General features: G+C 61.5%; 20 protein-coding genes. 8 read left to right on the top strand and 12 right to left on the bottom strand.

Features of this window, described 5'->3' with window-relative positions; genetic code table 11:
- The first annotated feature begins 20 nt into the window (after nt 1-20).
- Together gloA and C7441_RS18935 are read left to right on the top strand one after the other, a co-directional pair.
- On the top strand, nt 21-461 hold the full coding sequence (gene gloA / locus C7441_RS18940) for a lactoylglutathione lyase (RefSeq protein ID WP_109614214.1): 441 nt from the start codon (nt 21-23) through the stop codon (nt 459-461).
- Nucleotides 462-593: 132 nt separating this feature from the next.
- The gene (locus C7441_RS18935; RefSeq protein ID WP_109614213.1) at nt 594-2,126 is read left to right on the top strand and encodes an acyl-CoA carboxylase subunit beta; all 1,533 of its coding nucleotides are present in this window, start codon (nt 594-596) and stop codon (nt 2,124-2,126) included.
- Between the two features lie 62 nt (nt 2,127-2,188).
- On the opposite strand, the gene C7441_RS18930 is transcribed toward C7441_RS18935, so the two are convergent.
- The gene (locus tag C7441_RS18930) at nt 2,189-2,401 is read right to left on the bottom strand and encodes a hypothetical protein (RefSeq protein ID WP_109614212.1); all 213 of its coding nucleotides are present in this window, start codon (nt 2,399-2,401) and stop codon (nt 2,189-2,191) included.
- 274 nt (nt 2,402-2,675) lie between these two features.
- Here C7441_RS18930 and C7441_RS18925 point away from each other — a divergent pair, with 274 nt between their 5' ends.
- Nucleotides 2,676-3,524, top strand: coding sequence for a protein-L-isoaspartate O-methyltransferase family protein (locus C7441_RS18925; RefSeq protein ID WP_109614211.1), 849 nt, complete (start codon nt 2,676-2,678; stop codon nt 3,522-3,524).
- A gap of 16 nt (nt 3,525-3,540) precedes the next feature.
- On the opposite strand, the gene C7441_RS18920 is transcribed toward C7441_RS18925, so the two are convergent.
- On the bottom strand, nt 3,541-3,789 hold the full coding sequence (locus C7441_RS18920; protein ID WP_019170413.1) for a ParB N-terminal domain-containing protein: 249 nt from the start codon (nt 3,787-3,789) through the stop codon (nt 3,541-3,543).
- Between the two features lie 357 nt (nt 3,790-4,146).
- Complete coding sequence (locus C7441_RS18915; RefSeq protein ID WP_109614244.1) at nt 4,147-4,440, bottom strand: Dabb family protein; 294 nt, start codon at nt 4,438-4,440, stop codon at nt 4,147-4,149.
- 385 nt (nt 4,441-4,825) lie between these two features.
- Between C7441_RS18915 and C7441_RS18910 the strand changes: the two genes are divergently transcribed.
- Both C7441_RS18910 and C7441_RS18905 read left to right on the top strand, forming a co-directional pair.
- Nucleotides 4,826-5,050 carry a hypothetical protein gene (locus C7441_RS18910; RefSeq protein WP_019170415.1) on the top strand — a complete coding sequence of 75 codons (225 nt, stop codon included), beginning with the start codon at nt 4,826-4,828 and terminating at the stop codon, nt 5,048-5,050.
- Nucleotides 5,051-5,513: 463 nt separating this feature from the next.
- A complete protein-coding gene (locus C7441_RS18905; RefSeq protein ID WP_019170416.1) occupies nt 5,514-5,876 on the top strand; it encodes a hypothetical protein in 363 nt (120 codons plus the stop codon).
- Nucleotides 5,877-5,995: 119 nt separating this feature from the next.
- Here the strand turns inward: C7441_RS18905 and C7441_RS18900 are convergent, their stop codons facing one another.
- Complete coding sequence (locus C7441_RS18900; protein WP_109614243.1) at nt 5,996-7,975, bottom strand: bifunctional 2',3'-cyclic-nucleotide 2'-phosphodiesterase/3'-nucleotidase; 1,980 nt, start codon at nt 7,973-7,975, stop codon at nt 5,996-5,998.
- Nucleotides 7,976-8,105: 130 nt separating this feature from the next.
- Nucleotides 8,106-8,579, bottom strand: coding sequence for an Lrp/AsnC family transcriptional regulator (locus C7441_RS18895; RefSeq protein WP_109614242.1), 474 nt, complete (start codon nt 8,577-8,579; stop codon nt 8,106-8,108).
- 147 nt (nt 8,580-8,726) lie between these two features.
- Between C7441_RS18895 and ald the strand changes: the two genes are divergently transcribed.
- Nucleotides 8,727-9,842 carry an alanine dehydrogenase gene (gene ald / locus C7441_RS18890; RefSeq protein ID WP_109614210.1) on the top strand — a complete coding sequence of 372 codons (1,116 nt, stop codon included), beginning with the start codon at nt 8,727-8,729 and terminating at the stop codon, nt 9,840-9,842.
- 104 nt (nt 9,843-9,946) lie between these two features.
- Here the strand turns inward: ald and C7441_RS23855 are convergent, their stop codons facing one another.
- The 4 genes from C7441_RS23855 to sseA form a co-directional block, all read right to left on the bottom strand.
- Nucleotides 9,947-10,219, bottom strand: a complete 273-nt coding sequence (locus C7441_RS23855) for a hypothetical protein (protein WP_146201529.1) — start codon at nt 10,217-10,219, stop codon at nt 9,947-9,949.
- A gap of 331 nt (nt 10,220-10,550) precedes the next feature.
- The gene (locus C7441_RS18885; protein ID WP_109614209.1) at nt 10,551-11,108 is read right to left on the bottom strand and encodes an OmpA family protein; all 558 of its coding nucleotides are present in this window, start codon (nt 11,106-11,108) and stop codon (nt 10,551-10,553) included.
- 118 nt (nt 11,109-11,226) lie between these two features.
- Nucleotides 11,227-11,793 (bottom strand): GNAT family N-acetyltransferase, encoded by a 567-nt coding sequence (locus C7441_RS18880; protein ID WP_210205678.1) that lies wholly within the window; start codon nt 11,791-11,793, stop codon nt 11,227-11,229.
- A gap of 36 nt (nt 11,794-11,829) precedes the next feature.
- Nucleotides 11,830-12,681, bottom strand: coding sequence for a 3-mercaptopyruvate sulfurtransferase (gene sseA, locus C7441_RS18875; RefSeq protein WP_109614240.1), 852 nt, complete (start codon nt 12,679-12,681; stop codon nt 11,830-11,832).
- Nucleotides 12,682-12,994: 313 nt separating this feature from the next.
- On the opposite strand from sseA, the gene C7441_RS18870 reads away from it, so the two are divergent.
- The gene (locus C7441_RS18870; protein ID WP_146201528.1) at nt 12,995-13,249 is read left to right on the top strand and encodes a hypothetical protein; all 255 of its coding nucleotides are present in this window, start codon (nt 12,995-12,997) and stop codon (nt 13,247-13,249) included.
- Nucleotides 13,250-13,277: 28 nt separating this feature from the next.
- On the opposite strand, the gene C7441_RS18865 is transcribed toward C7441_RS18870, so the two are convergent.
- Both C7441_RS18865 and C7441_RS18860 read right to left on the bottom strand, forming a co-directional pair.
- Entirely contained in the window at nt 13,278-14,021 is a 744-nt protein-coding gene (locus tag C7441_RS18865; RefSeq protein WP_109614207.1) for an alanyl-tRNA editing protein, read from the bottom strand.
- Nucleotides 14,021-15,055, bottom strand: coding sequence for a cysteine synthase A (locus tag C7441_RS18860; RefSeq protein WP_109614206.1), 1,035 nt, complete (start codon nt 15,053-15,055; stop codon nt 14,021-14,023). The genes C7441_RS18865 and C7441_RS18860 overlap by 1 nt, the downstream gene beginning before the upstream one ends.
- A gap of 162 nt (nt 15,056-15,217) precedes the next feature.
- Between C7441_RS18860 and C7441_RS18855 the strand changes: the two genes are divergently transcribed.
- Complete coding sequence (locus C7441_RS18855; RefSeq protein ID WP_109614205.1) at nt 15,218-16,039, top strand: SDR family NAD(P)-dependent oxidoreductase; 822 nt, start codon at nt 15,218-15,220, stop codon at nt 16,037-16,039.
- 90 nt (nt 16,040-16,129) lie between these two features.
- Here the strand turns inward: C7441_RS18855 and C7441_RS18850 are convergent, their stop codons facing one another.
- Nucleotides 16,130-17,533 (bottom strand): DEAD/DEAH box helicase, encoded by a 1,404-nt coding sequence (locus tag C7441_RS18850; RefSeq protein WP_109614204.1) that lies wholly within the window; start codon nt 17,531-17,533, stop codon nt 16,130-16,132.
- Nucleotides 17,534-17,550 lie beyond the last annotated feature (17 nt).

Genomic DNA, 17,550 nt, shown 5'->3' with positions numbered 1-17,550 from the left:
GCAAGAACAAGGATTGAAACATGCGCTATCTGCACACAATGGTTCGCGTCGCCGATGTCGACGCTTCGCTGGATTTCTACTGTAACAAGCTGGGCCTCAGGGAAGTCCGCCGCTCGGAAAACGAACAGGGGCGCTTTACGCTGATCTTCCTTGCCGCGCCGGTCGACGAGCAGTCGGGCATTGCCGAACAGGCGCCATTGCTGGAACTCACCTACAACTGGGATCCCGAAGAGTACAAGGGCGGCCGCAATTTCGGCCACCTCGCCTATGAGGTCGACGACATCTACGAGACCTGCCAGCGCCTGATGGACAAGGGCGTGACCATCAACCGCCCGCCGCGCGATGGCAACATGGCCTTCATCAAGTCGCCAGACGGCATTTCGATCGAGTTGCTGCAGAAGGGACCGGCCAGGGAAAAGGCCGAACCCTGGGCTTCGATGGCCAATACCGGCTCCTGGTAAGAGGGTCGCGCGCCTCGCCCCAAGCGCGGCGGGGCGCACCGTTCCAACCCTGGAATATCCCTGGAATATTTGCGCTCCCCCTCCGGCGTGCTAACACCGCTGGCAAAGGATTTTCCCAGGGAGCGTTTCGTCATGAAGGATGTGCTGAAGGAACTCGAGCGCCGCCGCGAGATAGCCCGCATGGGCGGCGGCAAGGCCCGTGTCGAGGCACAGCACGCCAAGGGCAAGCTCACCGCTCGCGAACGTATCGAAATCTTCCTGGACGAAGGGTCTTTCGAGGAGTTCGACATGTATGTCGAGCACCGCTCGACCGACTTCGGCATGGAGAAGAGCAAGATCGCCGGCGATGGCGTCGTAACCGGCTGGGGCACGGTGAACGGCCGGCCGGTCTATCTCTTCGCCAAGGATTTCACCGTATTCGGCGGCTCGCTGTCGGAGGCGCATGCCGAGAAGGTGCAGAAGGTGCAGGACATGGCCCTGCGCAACCGCGCGCCGATCATCGGTCTCTATGATGCCGGCGGCGCGCGCATCCAGGAGGGCGTGGCCGCACTCGGCGGCTACGCCGAGATTTTCCAGCGCAATGTGCTGGCCTCCGGCGTTATCCCGCAGATTTCCGTCATCATGGGCCCATGCGCCGGCGGCGACGTCTATTCGCCCGCCATGACCGACTTCATCTTCATGGTGCGCGACACGTCCTACATGTTCGTCACCGGCCCGGACGTGGTGAAGACCGTCACCAATGAAACCGTGACCGCCGAGGAACTGGGTGGCGCTTCCGTCCACACCACCAAATCCTCGATCGCCGACGGCGCCTATGACAATGATGTCGAGGCGCTTCTGCAGATGCGCCGGCTCGTGGACTTCCTACCCGCCTCCAACACCGCCGACATCCCTGAGATCGAATGCTACCAATCGGTGACCGAGCACGACATGTCGCTCGACCGGCTGATCCCCGACAATGCCAACAAGCCGTACGACATCAAGGAACTGATCCTGAAGACGGTCGATGAAGGGGACTTCTTCGAAATCCAGCCAAGCTTCGCCAAAAACATCGTCACCGGCTTCGGGCGCATGGAAGGCCGCACGGTCGGTTTCGTCGCCAACCAGCCGATGGTGCTGGCGGGTGTTCTGGATTCCGATGCCAGCCGCAAGGCCGCGCGTTTCGTGCGCTTCTGCGACTGCTTCAACATCCCGATCGTGACCTTCGTGGACGTTCCGGGTTTCCTGCCCGGCACGAGCCAGGAATATGGCGGCCTGATCAAGCACGGCGCCAAGCTGCTGTTCGCCTATGCAGAGGCCACCGTGCCGAAGGTCACGGTCATCACCCGAAAGGCCTTCGGCGGCGCCTACGACGTCATGGCTTCGAAGCATCTTCGCGGCGACATGAATTATGCCTGGCCGACCGCACAGATCGCGGTGATGGGAGCCAAGGGCGCGGTTGAGATCATCTATCGCAAGGACATTGGCGATCCGGAGAAGATCGCGGCGCACACGAAAACCTATGAGGATCGCTTCCTGTCGCCCTTCGTCGCGGCCGAACGCGGCTATATCGACGAGGTGATCATGCCGCACTCGACACGCCGTCGCGTGGCCCGCGCGCTCAGGATGCTGCGCAACAAGGACCTCCAGAACCCCTGGAAGAAGCACGACAACATCCCGCTGTAATGGGGCAGTGGCACCCGAAACGGTGCCGCCATGTCGGGTTGGCTTCAGCTCGGGGAGAGGAACTAGGAGAACGCTGCCTCGCGGCGTTCGGACCCGTGCTCAAGCCAGCCGATGACCGAATTGAATTCGTCGAGATCGACATAGAACAGCCGCGTGATTTCGCTGATCAGCGCGTCCTGCTCATACCCGCGCGAGCGCAGGATATTGATCGCGGTGAGAATGTCCACGCGCTCCGTCAGGCGCGGCTTCAGACAGTCTTCGACCATGGTCTGCATCGGCTTCCCCTTGCCAATTGCCAAAACACCGGATGGTACGAACACTTTGCGGATGGTCGCTTGCGCCAGCCTTGCGCATAATCCGCGACCGACGCGGATACTTCGACTCACTTGAGTCGGCCGAGCCTAGAGCATTTTGCAGCCAGACGGAATCGTCTGGCGCCAGCATGGCATTACACGGGCGCCATAGGCGGCATCCCGGCTTGGGGGTAGCATTGCCATTGACGGCACCCGCACACAGGCATTCCATTGACAGCGCTCAGTGGAGGCAGGCATGTCGAGCGCAAGGGATTTGAAGAAGGCAAGGTCCTTCTATGCCGACCTGATGGCGACAGCGAGCCGTTCCAGCGATCCACGTTTGCGGCAGGTGTTCGAGGCCGTGCCGCGCGAGGCCTTCATGCCTCCGGGGCCGTGGAACATCCTGGTCGACCATTATTATGTCGAAACGCCCGACAACGATCCGATCTATCTCTACCAGAACGCGCTGGTGGCCCTTGATATCGCCAAGGGCATCAACAATGGCGAGCCCTATCTTCACGCGGCCTGGATAGGAGCCGTATCTCCCCAACCGGGCGAACAGGTATGCCATATCGGCGCGGGCACGGGCTATTATACGGCAATGCTTTCGCTTCTGGTGCTGCCGGACGGTCATGTCACGGCCTTCGAGATCGAGGACAGCCTCGCACAACAGGCGCAACGAAACCTCGCCTCCTATACAAACGTATCGGTTACTTCCGGCGACGCCACGCGAATGCCGATCCCGTCGAGCGACCTGATCTATGTGAATGCCGGCGCCACCTGCCCGCCCTTGTCGTGGCTGCGTGCGTTACGGCCGGATGGGCGCCTGATATTTCCCTGGCGGCCTTCGGAAACGATCGGCCTCGCGCTGCTCATCCGGCGCGTGGACGAAGGCTATCGCGCACAGCCGCTGATGGGCTCCTGGTTCATCCCTTGCGTGGGCGCCTCCAGCCTGGGCGACTGCCGCAGGACACCCGACCGTCATGAGGCGCATCTCGTCGCCTCCGTTTGGCCGACCGAGGAGCGTGAGCCGGATGAAACGGCCGTGGCCATCTATCGCGATCTCTGGTTTTCCTCCCGCGATCTCCAGGCTGCGGCGACCTGAAACGTTTGATCCCGAACTAATGCCGTCTTGCCTGCACCAGATAGCTGTCGATGGTCGTCTCGCCGAGCCATTTCAACGCCTCCAAGCGATGCAGTCCTTCGATCAGCACATAGCGCTTGCCGTCATGACGCACCTGAATCGGCGTCTGCTGGCCGTTCTCGACGATGCTTTCGGCAATCAGCCGCACCGTCTCCGGGTGCAACGTCTTGCGGCGCGCGGCCGGAACGTAAATCTCGTCTATCGGGATTTTTCGTGGAATGAGCATGATGTTGCCTGCAAGGATGACCCCACCACAAGATGGGCCTGTCGAGGCGACATGTCCATGCCGCCCCAACAAGGAACCCGGTCGGGCATGAACCGATGTCATGCTCCGACCGAGCGCCCACCCCTTCTTTCCGGAAGCAGCGTCGAAACTGCCTCGGCAAAGCCCCCGCCTTGCATAGACAGTGACGCAATTGCCGTGCCAATGGCCGCCATTGCAGGAAAACCGTACAAATGCGGGGTTTTGGCCCCGCGTGTCAGGCGCATTGGGTCATTACGAGACAAGGCGATCGAACCGCGCCTGTCCCGATTTCGTGCAACCGCCACATGCCGGGACTATTCTGGAACAGGTATTATTGCTCTACCGGTTCTCGGCGACCACATCGGCGGAAAAGCGCAGCTCACGCATGGGCCGCACCTTGCGCGTCGTTTCCGCGTAGAGCGGATGGGCCTTGTAGGCGGCAAGGGCCGCCGCGTCGATGAATTCCGCATAGACGACGAGATCGATGGCATCGCACATCGGATCGACCTTGGTGTTCAGCGTCACTTCGAAATGGTCCGCGTGGGGAATGTCCGCGAGCGCCATGAGTCCGGCGCGGACGGTTTCGACTTCCTCTCCCTCGCGCACGCTGAAGAATACGATATGCCGGATCAATGCCGCCTCCTGCTGATGCGCGCATCTTTTGGAGCTCCGCAGCCAGCACGTCAATGCAATTTCTCCACGGGCCGTTCGGGCTTCTGCGGGAGTTGTCATGCAGTTGTCGCAGGCGTGGCCGAAAACGCCTGAGCCCTTCCCCCGACTTCGCAGCCCGCGAACGATCGAACACGTTCGCGTGATCGGGGTGCCGATTTTATCGCGTTCTGTTGATCCTCAGCCGGCTTATTTTTCGTGGTCTGATCCTCCATATGAGCGTCATTGATCGCAAGGTGAGAGGGTCCCCCAAGACGTTACCGACCGGAACCGCCGTAGGAGAATTGACCCGCGGCTGCCGTATTTCCCCGCTCGCGCATGCAATCAAAACAAGCTCTGGAGAATACAAATGAAGAAGACAGTCATTGCCCTTTCCGCCCTCGTCCTGACCACCGGCATTGCCGCTGCCCAGGATGCGCAGGCCGTTCGTCATGACGCCGCCCCGGCATCGGTAGTGGTCAATCATCCGACCAATATCGACTATTCGTCGAACGCCGCGATCTCCTCGCCGGCCGGTGCGACCAACCAGCAGGAGCGCGCCCAGATCATCCGTCAGCGCGCCGACAACCGCTAATCGGGTCGATCTTCCGCCCTTTGCGGCGGACGCTGTGGCGGCGCAGGTTTCGCGGCCACAAAATACAGGCACGTTTTGCAGCGTCGCATCGATGCGCACCGTGCCGGAGACGGCTACCTCCCAGGCCGTCTCCACCGCCTGGAGCGTGATGGCGTGTTTTCGGAAACAGCACAACGCTCTATCTATTTGTTTTAAAACAATATCTTCGAAAATCTGGTTTCCGCTCCGCCTGGGCCGACCACGGAAAAGCCTCACCAGGTACACGGGTTTTACCCGACACACGAATACGTGACGCGCAGTGAACGCAGCATCGCGCGGGATTGATTGGAAAGGGATCGTAGTTGGTCCTATCTCGGGGACGTATTACCAAGCAAGGAACCCAAGTCCTCCCAGACTTCTCTTCCGAAAGTCCATCGCTCGAGGGCCGCAAGGCCGACCGGCGAACAGAAATCGGAGAAGTACCATGAAGAAGATCGTCATCCCCATCGTTGCAGCCCTGATAGCGTCAAGCGCTTCCATGGCCAACGCGCAAATCTACAACCCCCGAGGCGGCGATGCCCCTCCACCCGTCATCCTGATGCATCCGCCGACAAATATCGACATCACAGGGGCGGCGGGTTTCGGCGGCTTCGCCACCACAACCCACAATTTGCGCGGTGGAGACGCGGCCCCTTCCTCGGTCGTGGTCACCCCGCCCAGCTCGATTGACCTGACTGGCGCTGCCGGGTTCGGTGGTTTCGCGACGACTACGCACAACCTGCGTGGCGGTGACGCGGCCCCCTCCTCAGTCGTCGTCAACCCGCAGGATGAGATTATCGAGCGCTGATCTGCTGCCAGCGCAGGTTGACAAGGGGGCGGCAGAGCAATCTGCCGCCCTTCTTGCGTCTGATCGGCCCCGCTTCCACGGAAGCGTTGAAACCGCTCCCTCTGGAACCATGCCGAGCGTCAGAGCGTGATGCGGAATTTGGCAAAGCCATCTGCGCCCTCGCCTGCGGCTTCGATCTTCACGCCCTTGACCTGATCCAGGAAATCCTTCGCCTTCGGGCCGGTCTCGAAGATCACGCTCGTATCGGCCAGCGGCGTGAAGGACCAGTTATCATCCGCCGAAGGATTGATGGTCTTCTGCTCCACGATATAGCGCACGATCACGTCGCGGTTGGTGTCGGGCGCTTCGAAAATGATCTTCGATTCGTTGATGTCGGGGAAGTTGCCGCCACCGCCAGCACGGTAATTGTTTGTGGCGACCACGAACTTCGCCTCCGGATCGATCGGCTTGCCTTCGAACATCAGATCCTTGATGCGGTTGGCCGAGGCGTTGGCCACCCCGCCCTTGGTGTCATATTTGGGCGGCTGCGACAGATCGATCTTGTAGGTCACGCCATCGATCACATCGTAGTTATAAGACGGGAAGCCGGCATTGATGAGCGGCTGATCCGCCTTGCCTGACTCGACCTGATTGAAAATGCCGGCCGACATTTCCAGCCATTCCTTGACCTGCGCGCCGGTGATCTCCACCGCCCGCACCGTGTTCGGATAAAGATAGAGGTCGGCGACATTCTTGATGGCGATATCGCCGGCGGGCACGTCGGTATAGTAATCCGCCCCGCCGCGGCCACCCGCCTTGAAGGGCGCGGCAGCCGAGAGCACCGGCAGGTCCTTCCACTGGGTCTCCTTCAGGAGATCCTTGATGTACCAGGTCTGCGCCTGGCTGACGATCTGCACCGAGGGGTCATCGGCGACCAGCGCGAAATAGGAATAGAGCGGCGCGGATGTCTTGCCGACCGGGCGGCGCACATAGGCAAGCGTGGCTTCGTGATCTTCCTTGAGCGCATCGACAATGCGCTGGTCGTCCTCGACCAGAGCCTTGTTCTTGTTGTCGACACGTTCATAGATCGGCCGCGCTTCCGAGGTCGCGGAAATGACGCGCCAGTTCTTGCCGTCACGCTCGAGCAGGAGGTCGATCAGGCCCATATGCGAACCCCAGAATCCACCCATGACGGCCGGCTTGCCCTGCAGCGTGCCCTTTTCGGTGTCAACGCCCTCCAGCCCCTGGAAATCCTTCTTGCCGGGGAACACCAGATGCTGGTGGCCGGTGAACACCGCGTCGATGCCCTCCACGCCGGCCAGGAAGAACGACGCGTTCTCCATCATGTCGCTCTGCTTGGCGTCGATCCCCGAATGCGACAGCGCAATCACGATGTCGGCGCCGTCTTCCCTGATCTGCGGCACCCATGCCCTGGCGGTCTCGACGATGTCACGGGTCATGACATTGCCGGTCAGGTTCTTGGCGTCCCAGACCATGACCTGCGGCGGCACGAAGCCGATGACGCCGATACGGATCGGATGTTCCTCGCCCGCACCGTCCTTGATCTTCTTGTCGAGGATCACATAGGGCTTGAGATAGAGCTTGTCGTCGCGCGGATTGGCGGCAAGCTCGGTACCGCGGATCAAATTGGCGCAGACAAAGGGAAAATTCGCGCCGGCCAGCACCTTGTCGAGGAAAGAGAGGCCATAGTTGAATTCGTGGTTGCCGAGCGTCGAGCATTCGTAGCCGAGCAGGTTCATGCCCTTCATGATCGGATGGAGATCGCCCTCCTTCATGCCCCTCTCATAGGCGATATAGTCACCCATCGGGCTGCCCTGCAGCAGGTCGCCATTGTCGACCAGCATGGCGTTGGTGGCCTCCTTGCGCACGGCGTCGATCAGCGAGGCTGTGCGCGAAAGACCCATCGTGTCGTTGGGCTTGTCGGCGTAATAGTCGTAGGGCAGCACGTTCACATGGATGTCGGTGGTCTCCATGATCCTGAGATGGGCCTGATTGGCCTGCGCGCGCGCCGAAAACGGATGCAGCATCACCAGTGCGCCGAACGCGGCAGAGCCCGCCATAAACGAACGGCGCGAAACCGAATGAAGCATCTGCGACATGAAAACTCCCTCCCTGGACTGGTCGAAAAAAATCGACGCCGAAACGCGGAGTTTCGCGCCGATTTTCTTTCGAGTCCAGCAGGCGCGCGTGACAAGCGAATGACGTTCGCGCACCAGAGCGGAGAAAAGGTCAGGCCAGTTCCGGCTTCATGCCAAGGGCGGTACGGTCGATGATTTCCCGCAGCGCAAAGGAGGAATTGATCTTGGTCACATGCGGCATTGCCGTGAGCCATTCCTTGTGGATGCGCTCGTAGTCGGCGAGGTCCTTCGCGGCGATGCGCAGGATGTAGTCATATTCGCCCGACATGAGATGGCAGGACAGCACGTTCGGGCATCGCTTGATGGCCGCTTCGAACTCCGAGAGCGTTTTCTCGAACTGTCCCGACAACGAGATGTGGACGATCGCGGTCATCTGATGCCCCAGTGCGGCATTGGAAAGCCGGGCATGATAACCACGGATGACGCCGCTCTTTTCCAGATTGTCCAGGCGGCGTGAGCAGGCCGATTGGGACAACCCCACCCGTTCGGCCAAGGCTGCGTTGGGAATGCGTCCATCCTTCTGCAAAGCGTCAAGAATGGCGATATCGATCCTGTCCAGCGACATTATTCGTTCTTTCTGCGAAAAATAATGCTCCTTGCGCAAGGATTATCCACTCTACGCACGAACAGCAATGAAATTCGCAAGGATGCACGGCCAAATCTGTGATTTCATGGATTTGCCCGAACGTAACGTAACAGCGGAGGAGCTGAAATGCGCGTCGGATGCCCCAGAGAAATCAAGAACAATGAATATCGCGTCGGCCTGACACCCGGCTCTGTACGCGAATATGTTGCCCACGGCCATGACATTCTGGTGGAGAGCGGCGCAGGCGCGGGTATAGGCGCCGATGACAATGCCTACCGTGCGGCCGGCGCGGCTGTCGCAAGAACCGCGGAAGAGATTTATGCCCGCTGCGACATGATCGTGAAGGTGAAGGAGCCGCAGCCTGACGAATGGGCGCAATTGCGCGAAGGGCAGATTCTCTATGCCTATCTGCATCTTGCCCCAGACCCCGAACAGACCAGGGGATTGCTGGCCTCCGGTGTCACGGCGGTCGCCTATGAAACGGTGACGGACGATCGCGGCGGCCTGCCGCTGCTGGCGCCGATGTCGGAAGTCGCCGGCCGCCTGGCCATTCAGGCCGGCGCCACCGCGTTGCAGAAGCCCAATGGCGGTCGCGGCGTGTTGCTGGGCGGCGTGCCGGGCGTTCTGCCGGCCAAGGTGGCGATTATCGGAGGGGGGGTGGTCGGTCTCAACGCGGCCAAGATGGCAGTGGGGCTTGGCGCCGATGTCACCATTCTCGACCGCTCTATTCCGCGCCTGCGCGAGCTCGATGACATATTCAACGGGCGCGTCAACACCCGTTACTCCACCGTCGAAGCGCTGGAAGAGGAATGCTTCTCGGCCGACGTCGCGGTCGGGGCCGTTCTGATACCCGGAGCGGCGGCGCCAAAACTGGTGTCACGCCAAATGCTGGCGGGCATGAAGAAAGGCTCGGTGCTGGTCGATGTCGCGATCGACCAGGGCGGCTGCTTCGAAACCTCGCATCCGACCACACATGCGAACCCCACCTATGAGGTCGATGGCATAATCCATTATTGTGTGGCCAATATGCCAGGAGCCGTGCCGGTAACGTCGGCGCATGCGCTCAACAACGCAACGCTGCATTACGGGCTGCTGCTTGCTGACAAGGGGCTGAAGGCGCTGGTGGACGACCTCCATCTGCGCAACGGTCTCAACGTTCATAAGGGCAGGATAACCAATCGTGCGGTAGCCGAAGCGCTGGGCTACGAGATGGCGGAACCGAAAACGGTGCTGGCGGCCTGAACGCCTGCCCGGAGGGCACAAGCATAAGAAAAGGGCGGCGGAGTGATCCGTCGCCCTCGATTGGTCGCCAGCCCTTGCGGGCTTGCTGGAATAAATGCAACGGCTCAATGAAGCGGAGGCGCCGCATCGCCACCGCGCGCATTGAAGTTGCTCGGATAAGCGCTGGGCGCCCGGATGGCGGCAGCACTACTGTAGTCGAACCGAGGCTGATGGACGATCGTCGAAGGCTGGTACGTATCACCCGTGGTCCGAGCCTGGGCATAGGTTTCCATGATGACGTGGTCCGGGTTCACAATAGAGGAAGACGGTGCGGAATCGGCCAAAGCCGCACCGGTTCCTAGCAAGACAACCGCAGAGGCAAACAGCAATTTTCTCATTTCACTTCTCCTCATAACAACGGCAATCCATCCATGGATGGATGGATCGGCGCGGAAATGCATGGCGGCCATAAACCCCGATCAAGCCCGTCGACCCGCCACTTGATCCCGGAATACAACACTCCGGGAAGCATCCCGACACCGTTGAGATAGGCGCGGACCGGCAGCCATACCAATCACAAGAGCGCGATGCCATTTGACGCCGGCTCACGGTTCCGTGTGATCGCGTTAGTGACTTGGAAAGCATTGCCATTCCGCGTTTCCGGCTAATGAAAAGCCGCCGGCGAAGCTCACCGGCGGCTACAGAATCGGGGCTTGAAACGTGCTGAGGTCAGCGCACGAAATCGTCGATCCGGCGGAAAGTCACCCGACGGTTTTCCCAGTTCTCGTTCTGCGTCGGCACAAGCAGGAATTCCTCGCCGTAGCCGACCGTTTCGAGTACGCGGGCAGGAATACGGAACCGGCGCACCAGCACGCGCTTCATCGATTCGGCGCGACGCTCGGACAGGACCTGATTGGAAGCGGCCGAACCGACCGCATCGGTGTGACCCTCGATCAGGAACTGGCTGCCGGGCCGGCGACGCAAGACGCGCTTGAGTGCATCGGCGATCTGTTCGACCTTGTGGTACTGCGAGTTCGGCACCCCGGCCGAGCCGAATTCAAAGTTGATCGCCTGAATGTCGATCGAGGGCGCCATGCGACGCAATTCCGGGCGCCGCTTGAATTCGCGCACGGTCACGCGCTGCTCGGGACGCAGCCTGCGGCTGGGACCGGCCTCCAGCCTGCGTTCGATCTGGGATGCCGAAGGCATGGTACCCTGGGCGGAAGCAATGGCCGGCGCGGCGATCAGCGCAATCATGGCGGTAGCAAAGTGACGACGGGTAAGCATGCGATGGTCTCCTTGGCATTGGCCGTGCGGCCGTCTTGATGGCGGCGAACATGCCCGCACCAAGCTGAAGGCTTGATGAACGGAGCTTTCAGACCAGGTTGTGAAAGAGCGCAGGCCCTCAGGGCCGCATGACGCTGGCAGCCCGCTCGGCAAAGGCCATTGTGCGCACGACCTCCTGTTTCTGGCCAATGGGCGAGAAACCGAACTTCTGATAGAGTGGCAACGCGGCGGGGTGATCCATGGTGCAGGTCTGCACCGAAACGCGACGCGGCTCGTGAGACCACGCGGCTTCGATAGCCGCGCCGAGAAACCAACGTCCCAGCCCCTGCCCTATGGCGTGGTCCATCATGCCGAAATAGGCAAGCTCGGCTTCCTGCGGCAGATGCGGCTTGATGTCGAAGAAACCGGCCGGTGCGCCGTCGAGATAAAGCACGCGCACATCGCGATCCTCGCGATGCAGGCCGGCGGCAAGTTCCTCATCGTCCAGCCTCAAGGCGTTGACCCAGTGCCATTTGCGCCCCACGCGGTCCATCAGATAGCGATAGAAATGCAAGGGGATGTCGCGCGTGCGCAGCAACGCCACCTGCCTGTTGTACGGCAGCGGCGGATAAGAGGCCGGCGGCGCGCTCATTTCCAGGAATGTGACCGTGACCGGGATGGTCTTTTCCGTGTCGTCGTCGATCATGCGCTGGTCAACACCTTTCAATCCGCTCGAAGATGATCAGTCCTTGCCGGTCACGACAGGCGTATCCGCCTGTCCGCCCCATTCGGTCCAGGACCCATCATACAGCCTGGTGTCGGTGTTTCCGAGGCTCTCCAGCGCCAGCGTGATGACAGCAGCGGTGACACCGGAACCGCAGGATGTGACGACCGGCTTGTCCGGATCGATGCCCGCCTTCTCCAGCACCTCGCGAAGCTCGTCGAGCGGCAGGAACTCGCCATCTCGCGACAGCGCCGAGAAAGGTACGTTTTTCGCTCCCGGCATGTGGCCGGCGCGCATGCCGGGCCGCGGCTCGGGCTCGGCGCCTGCGAAGCGACCGGGCGAACGGGCATCGCCGATCTGGACGGCCCCGCTCTCCACGATCCGGCGCATGTCGGCAAGCGAGACCACGCGCGACGCATCGAAGCTCGGATAAAACACATTGGCCGCGCTTTTCGTCGGCTCGGCAGTCACCGGCCGGCCTTGCGCCTTCCAGCGGTCGAAGCCGCCATCAAGCACATAGACCTGATAGACGCCCATGACGCGGAACATCCACCACACGCGCGGCGCCGAGAAGAAGCCGGGGCCATCATAGACGATGATGGTGTCATCGGCCGAAATGCCCATTGCGCCCGCATATTGGGCAAAGACATTCGGGCGCGGCAGCATGTGCGGCAGGTCGGAATCGGGATCCACGACCGCATCGAGATCGAAGAAGACCGCGCCCGGTATATGGGCCGCGTCATATTCATCGCGCGCGTTGCGCTTCTGGGCCGGGAGATACCAGGACGCATCCACGATCGAGAGGCCCGGCGATCCCAGTCGCGACTGAAGCCAGTCTGCATCGACGACGAAAGGGCTGGTCTCGGACATGTCTTGCTCCCTTTGGCGCGGTTCCATGACGCGCAACGATACGAATCCATATCCGCATCAGTCTAAACGGACAATGCGACGGCCGCCTTGATCAACCTCAACACGCGCAAGATGTCAGCAATCGGACAAACCCGTGTCGCACCTACACAATTTCGTCACTTTTTGAGGGACTGCCTCTTGCACCGCCTGACGAAGCACCCCACTTCGGGTCTGCTTCGCGGTGGGCAGCGGTACGAGGAAGGTAACGAGCGTGATCAGACGGATTTGGCGAAGCTACACCACCCCCGACAAGGCGGACGCTTACGAGCACCTGATGGAAACGCTGATGTTTCCCGCGATAGAAGGGTTGAAACTGCCCGGTTATCGCAACATGGAGCTTTTGCGCCGCGTTTCCGACGACGAAGTCGAGTTCATCTGGGTAATGACTTTTGAAAACAGCAAGCGGCTGACGCCGCTGCGGGCGGAAGCCAACGATCCCGTGTCGGTGCCGCGCGCCGCCCAGGATCTGTTGACCCGCTGGGACGAGCGCGCAAGCTTCTATGAAATGCGTCAAGCCAGCCCGACTTGACACAGGGGCGGCAGGCCCGGCGTAGCTGTCACTGCGCCGGCAGCGCACCGAAGCGGATGCGGAAGCGGCGGTTTTCGCGTCCCTTCTTTTCGATCTTGCCGATGTGGATCTCGCCGATCTCGCCGGTGGCGCGCACATGCGTGCCGCCGCAAGGCTGGCTGTCGATCAGCGCATTCTCGCCAATGCAGACCAGCCGAATCTGGCCTGTTCCGACCGGCGGACGCACATTCTTCGACTTCACCAGTCCCGGATTGGCGGCAAGTTCTTCCTCCGTGATGAGCCGCGTGAAAACCGGATGGTCGGCCGCCACCAGCTCCATCAGCCGCGTGGTCACCTCTTCCTTGGTGAAGCCCGCGTCCGGCAGATCGAAATCCACGCGCGAATCATCCTCCGCCACCGCCGCACCGGTAATCGGGAACGGACACACCACCGACAGCAGGTGGCAGGCCGTGTGCATGCGCATCAGGAGATGCCGGCGCGGCCAGTCGATGGAAAGGGCCAGCTTCTCGCCCGGCTCGGGCAAGGGCTGGTCGATGGCCGGAACGTGAATGATCTCGTTCTTGGTCTCGCCGGTAACGGTTGCGGCAATGGCAATGCGGCTGCCGTCGCCACGTGTCAGGAAACCGGTATCGCCCGGCTGGCCGCCCGACGTGGCGTAGAAATTGGTTCGGTCGAGGATGATGCCGCCACGGTCGTTGACGGCGAGAACGGTCGCATCGACCTCGGCCAGATAGGCGTCGTCGCGAAAAACCGCGTTCGTCATATATGCCATTACGCGACCGCCTCGAACGGGACGGAAATTTCGGGCTGCCGGTCCATCCATTCGGGAATGGGCAGGTTTTTCGTGCGCAGGAACTCGGGATTGAACAGCTTGGACTGATAGCGCGTGCCGTAGTCGCACAGCACGGTCACGATGGTGTGTCCCGGCCCCAGTTCGCGCGCCAGACGGATGGCGCCGGCTATATTGATGCCGGTGGAGCCGCCAAGGCAGAGTCCCTCTTCCTGCACCAGATCGAAAATGATCGGCAGCGCTTCCTCATCCGGTATCAGATAAGAAAAGTCCGGCGTAAAACCTTCGAGGTTGGCGGTGATACGTCCCTGCCCGATGCCTTCGGTGATGGAGCTACCTTCGGCCTTCAGCTCGCCGTTGGTGTAATAGCTGTAGAGGGCGGCTCCCAGCGGATCGGCCAGCGCGACCTTGACGTTGCGGCTCTTCTCGCGCAGCCCGGCCGCCACGCCGGCCAGGGTGCCGCCGGTACCCACAGCCGAAACGAAACCGTCCACCTTGCCGTTGGTCTGGGTCCAGATTTCCTGCGCCGTGGTCCGGATATGGCCATCGCGATTGGCGATATTGTCGAACTGGTTTGCCCAGATCGCTCCGTTCGAATCGGTTTTTGCAAGCTGCTCGGCAAGCCGGCCGGATACTTTCACATAGTTGTTCGGGTTCTTGTAAGGCACTGCGGGCACCTCGATGAGTTCCGCCCCGAGCAAGCGCAACGCATCCTTCTTTTCCTGGCTCTGCGTGTCGGGAATCACGATCACGGTGCGATAACCGCGCGCCTTGGCAACGACGGTAAGGCCGATGCCGGTATTGCCGGCCGTGCCTTCCACCACGACACCGCCCGGTCTCAGCAGGCCCTTCCTTTCCGCATCGTCGATGATGAAGAGGCCGGCACGGTCCTTCACCGACTGGCCCGGATTCATGAACTCCGCCTTGCCGAGGATTTCGCAGCCTGTTTCTTCCGAGGCGCGTCTCAACCTGATCAGCGGCGTGTTGCCGATAGCTTCGATTACCGAAGGATGCATGGAAAAATTCCTTTATCTGTCAAAGGCGGACAGTAAAAACCGATGCGCGCGCTTTCAAGGAAAGAAATTCCGCCAGCGGCGCGCTAAACCGAAAGCGCATTCTGACGCCCTTTCCATCGCACGGCGATGACAGTAGGTAGGTGGCGATCATGGAGTCAACGTATGGCGGCATTGTACCGGGCAAACCCCAGCGACGGGGTGGCATGGATAACGGGAGCAAGCACCGGCATCGGCCGGGCGGTGGCCCGCGACCTTGCCTCGCAAGGCTATACGGTGGCCGTCACCTCGCGTGACGAGGAACGGCTCGCCACACTGGCGAATGACGCGATTGGCCTGCCCGGCAGGATCATACCCTTTCCCTGCGACGTGACGGACGGGGCCGGCATGCGCAAGCTCGTCGCGGCAATCGAGAAGGAAGCGGGTGCAATCGCACTCGCGATCTTCAATGCCGGCATCTATCACCCCACGCGCGGCGAACGGCTCGATGCGCTCAACATCATCAACACGTTCGACATCAATCTTTTCGGCGTGATCCACGGATTGGCGCCTGTGACCGACCGGATGCGCCTGCGTGGGCGCGGCCAGGTCGTTCTGGTGGGTTCGGCCTCGTGCTATTTCGGCTGGCCTTCGGCTGCGGCCTATGGCGCATCAAAGGCCGCGCTGAACAACTTCGCCGAGGCACTGAAGCACGACTTCGACAAGATGAACATCCGCCTGCAGGTCATCAATCCGGGTTTCATCGACACGCCGCTAACGGCGCGCAATCATTTTGCCATGCCAGCCCTGATGCCGGTGGAGCACGCCGCCCGCCGGATGGTGAAGGCGTTGCACAGCGGCGGCTTCGAAACGAGTTTTCCGTGGCGCTTCACATGGTCGATGAAGCTTTTGGCCATGCTGCCTTTTGCCCTGCGCTACCGCATCATCCACCACCTCACCGGCTGGAAGAAACGCCCTCTGGCGGCACCGCGCAAACTGCGCGACTGACCGTCTCCGGCGCGGATCGGAGCGTGCAACAAAAACGGCCGGAGCATTACCCCGGCCGAATTGAAATCCAGCGCTCGAAATCAGGCGCTTTTATGCCGCGCGTGTCGCCGGCTTCTTGCCGAAACCACGCCGCTTGCCGCGAAACGGCTTGCGGGCCTGCTGCTTTTCGCCCGTAGCTTCACCGGCAACGGCCGGCTTCTTGCCGAAACCTCCACCATTGTTGCCGCGCGGCTTGTGACCATGCGGCCGCTGCTTATCGCCGCGCGGGGCGGCGCGGTCGTTTGCCGGCGTAACCGGCGGGCGCGCACCCTGCGGACGCGGTGCGGGCTGCGGATCGGGCTCGTCCAGATGGTCGGCTGCAACCGGCAGCTTCATACGGATGATCCTTTCCACCTGACGCAGCTTGGCGTTCTCGGTCGGATCGCACAGCGTGATCGCGATGCCGTCCGCGCCGTTGCGACCGGTGCGGCCGATGCGGTGCACATAGCTCTCCGCCTCGTCCGGCAGGTCGAAATTCACCACATGGCTGATGCCCGGAACGTCGATACCGCGCGCGGCAATGTCGGTGGCGACGAGGATGCGCACGCTTCCGTCACGAAAACCGTTCAGCGCCTTCTGGCGGGCATTCTGCGACTTGTTGCCATGGATGACGGCGGCTTCGAAACCGTCGCGCTCCAGGTCGCGGGTCACGCGGTCGGCACCATGCTTGGTGCGCGCAAAGACGATCACCTGCCGCATGGCCTCGTCGGCGAGCATGGCCGACAGGATCTTGCGCTTCTGCCTGGTGCGGGCCAGCACCACGCTCTGCTTGATTTCGGCGGCGGTCGTGCCCTGAGGGGCAACCTCGACGCGCACCGGCTCCTTCATGATGCCTTGCGCCAGTGTCGCGATCTCGTCTGGCATGGTGGCCGAGAACAGCGCGGTCTGGCGGTCCTTGTGGGTCGCCTTGGCCAGCCGCTTCACGTCATGAATGAAGCCCATGTCGAGCATGCGGTCGGCTTCGTCCAGCACCAGCCATTGCGTCTGCGACAGGTTCACGTCGCCTTCGCGCACGAGATCGACCAGACGGCCGGGCGTGGCGATCAGCACGTCGACGCCGGGAGCGATCTTCTTGACCTGCGAGAAGCGCGAGACGCCACCGAGCACCAGCGCAGTGGAAATATGCAAGCCCTTAGAGAGAACGCGGATCGTCTCCTCGATCTGCACGGCAAGCTCACGGGTCGGCGCCAGGATCAGCGCGCGCGCCGTCTTGGGCAGGCGCTTGGTGCCAAGCGCGATGATCTTCGACAGGATCGGCAGACTGAAAGCAGCCGTCTTGCCCGAACCGGTCTGGGCGATGGCCAGCACGTCGCGGCCTTCGAGAAGCGGAGGAATGGCCTCGGCCTGAATGGGTTTGGGATTGTCGAAGCCGGCGCCGGCAGTGGTCTTCAGGAGCGGGCCGGTGATTCCGAGTGCGGCGAAACCGGTCTGCTCCGCAGTATTTTCAATCGTCAATTTATTCTTCTTTCATG

This window comes from Pseudaminobacter salicylatoxidans (assembly GCF_003148475.1).
Lineage (GTDB): Bacteria > Pseudomonadota > Alphaproteobacteria > Rhizobiales > Rhizobiaceae > Pseudaminobacter > Pseudaminobacter salicylatoxidans.
Note: the sequence above shows the minus strand (reverse complement) of the source record. Positions and strands in the feature narration are given on the sequence as shown.

Bases quoted from the DNA above. Each gene is read 5' to 3' on its own strand.
- gloA (WP_109614214.1), top strand. From the start codon at position 21: ATGCGCTATCTGCACACAATGGTTCGCGTCGCCGATGTCGACGCTTCG.
- C7441_RS18935 (WP_109614213.1), top strand. From the start codon at position 594: ATGAAGGATGTGCTGAAGGAACTCGAGCGCCGCCGCGAGATAGCCCGC.
- C7441_RS18930 (WP_109614212.1), bottom strand. From the start codon at position 2,401: ATGCAGACCATGGTCGAAGACTGTCTGAAGCCGCGCCTGACGGAGCGC.
- C7441_RS18925 (WP_109614211.1), top strand. From the start codon at position 2,676: ATGTCGAGCGCAAGGGATTTGAAGAAGGCAAGGTCCTTCTATGCCGAC.
- C7441_RS18920 (WP_019170413.1), bottom strand. From the start codon at position 3,789: ATGCTCATTCCACGAAAAATCCCGATAGACGAGATTTACGTTCCGGCC.
- C7441_RS18910 (WP_019170415.1), top strand. From the start codon at position 4,826: ATGAAGAAGACAGTCATTGCCCTTTCCGCCCTCGTCCTGACCACCGGC.
- C7441_RS18905 (WP_019170416.1), top strand. From the start codon at position 5,514: ATGAAGAAGATCGTCATCCCCATCGTTGCAGCCCTGATAGCGTCAAGC.
- C7441_RS18900 (WP_109614243.1), bottom strand. From the start codon at position 7,975: ATGTCGCAGATGCTTCATTCGGTTTCGCGCCGTTCGTTTATGGCGGGC.
- C7441_RS18895 (WP_109614242.1), bottom strand. From the start codon at position 8,579: ATGTCGCTGGACAGGATCGATATCGCCATTCTTGACGCTTTGCAGAAG.
- ald (WP_109614210.1), top strand. From the start codon at position 8,727: ATGCGCGTCGGATGCCCCAGAGAAATCAAGAACAATGAATATCGCGTC.
- C7441_RS23855 (WP_146201529.1), bottom strand. From the start codon at position 10,219: ATGAGAAAATTGCTGTTTGCCTCTGCGGTTGTCTTGCTAGGAACCGGT.
- C7441_RS18885 (WP_109614209.1), bottom strand. From the start codon at position 11,108: ATGCTTACCCGTCGTCACTTTGCTACCGCCATGATTGCGCTGATCGCC.
- C7441_RS18880 (WP_210205678.1), bottom strand. From the start codon at position 11,793: ATGATCGACGACGACACGGAAAAGACCATCCCGGTCACGGTCACATTC.
- sseA (WP_109614240.1), bottom strand. From the start codon at position 12,681: ATGTCCGAGACCAGCCCTTTCGTCGTCGATGCAGACTGGCTTCAGTCG.
- C7441_RS18870 (WP_146201528.1), top strand. From the start codon at position 12,995: ATGGAAACGCTGATGTTTCCCGCGATAGAAGGGTTGAAACTGCCCGGT.
- C7441_RS18865 (WP_109614207.1), bottom strand. From the start codon at position 14,021: ATGGCATATATGACGAACGCGGTTTTTCGCGACGACGCCTATCTGGCC.
- C7441_RS18860 (WP_109614206.1), bottom strand. From the start codon at position 15,055: ATGCATCCTTCGGTAATCGAAGCTATCGGCAACACGCCGCTGATCAGG.
- C7441_RS18855 (WP_109614205.1), top strand. From the start codon at position 15,218: ATGGCGGCATTGTACCGGGCAAACCCCAGCGACGGGGTGGCATGGATA.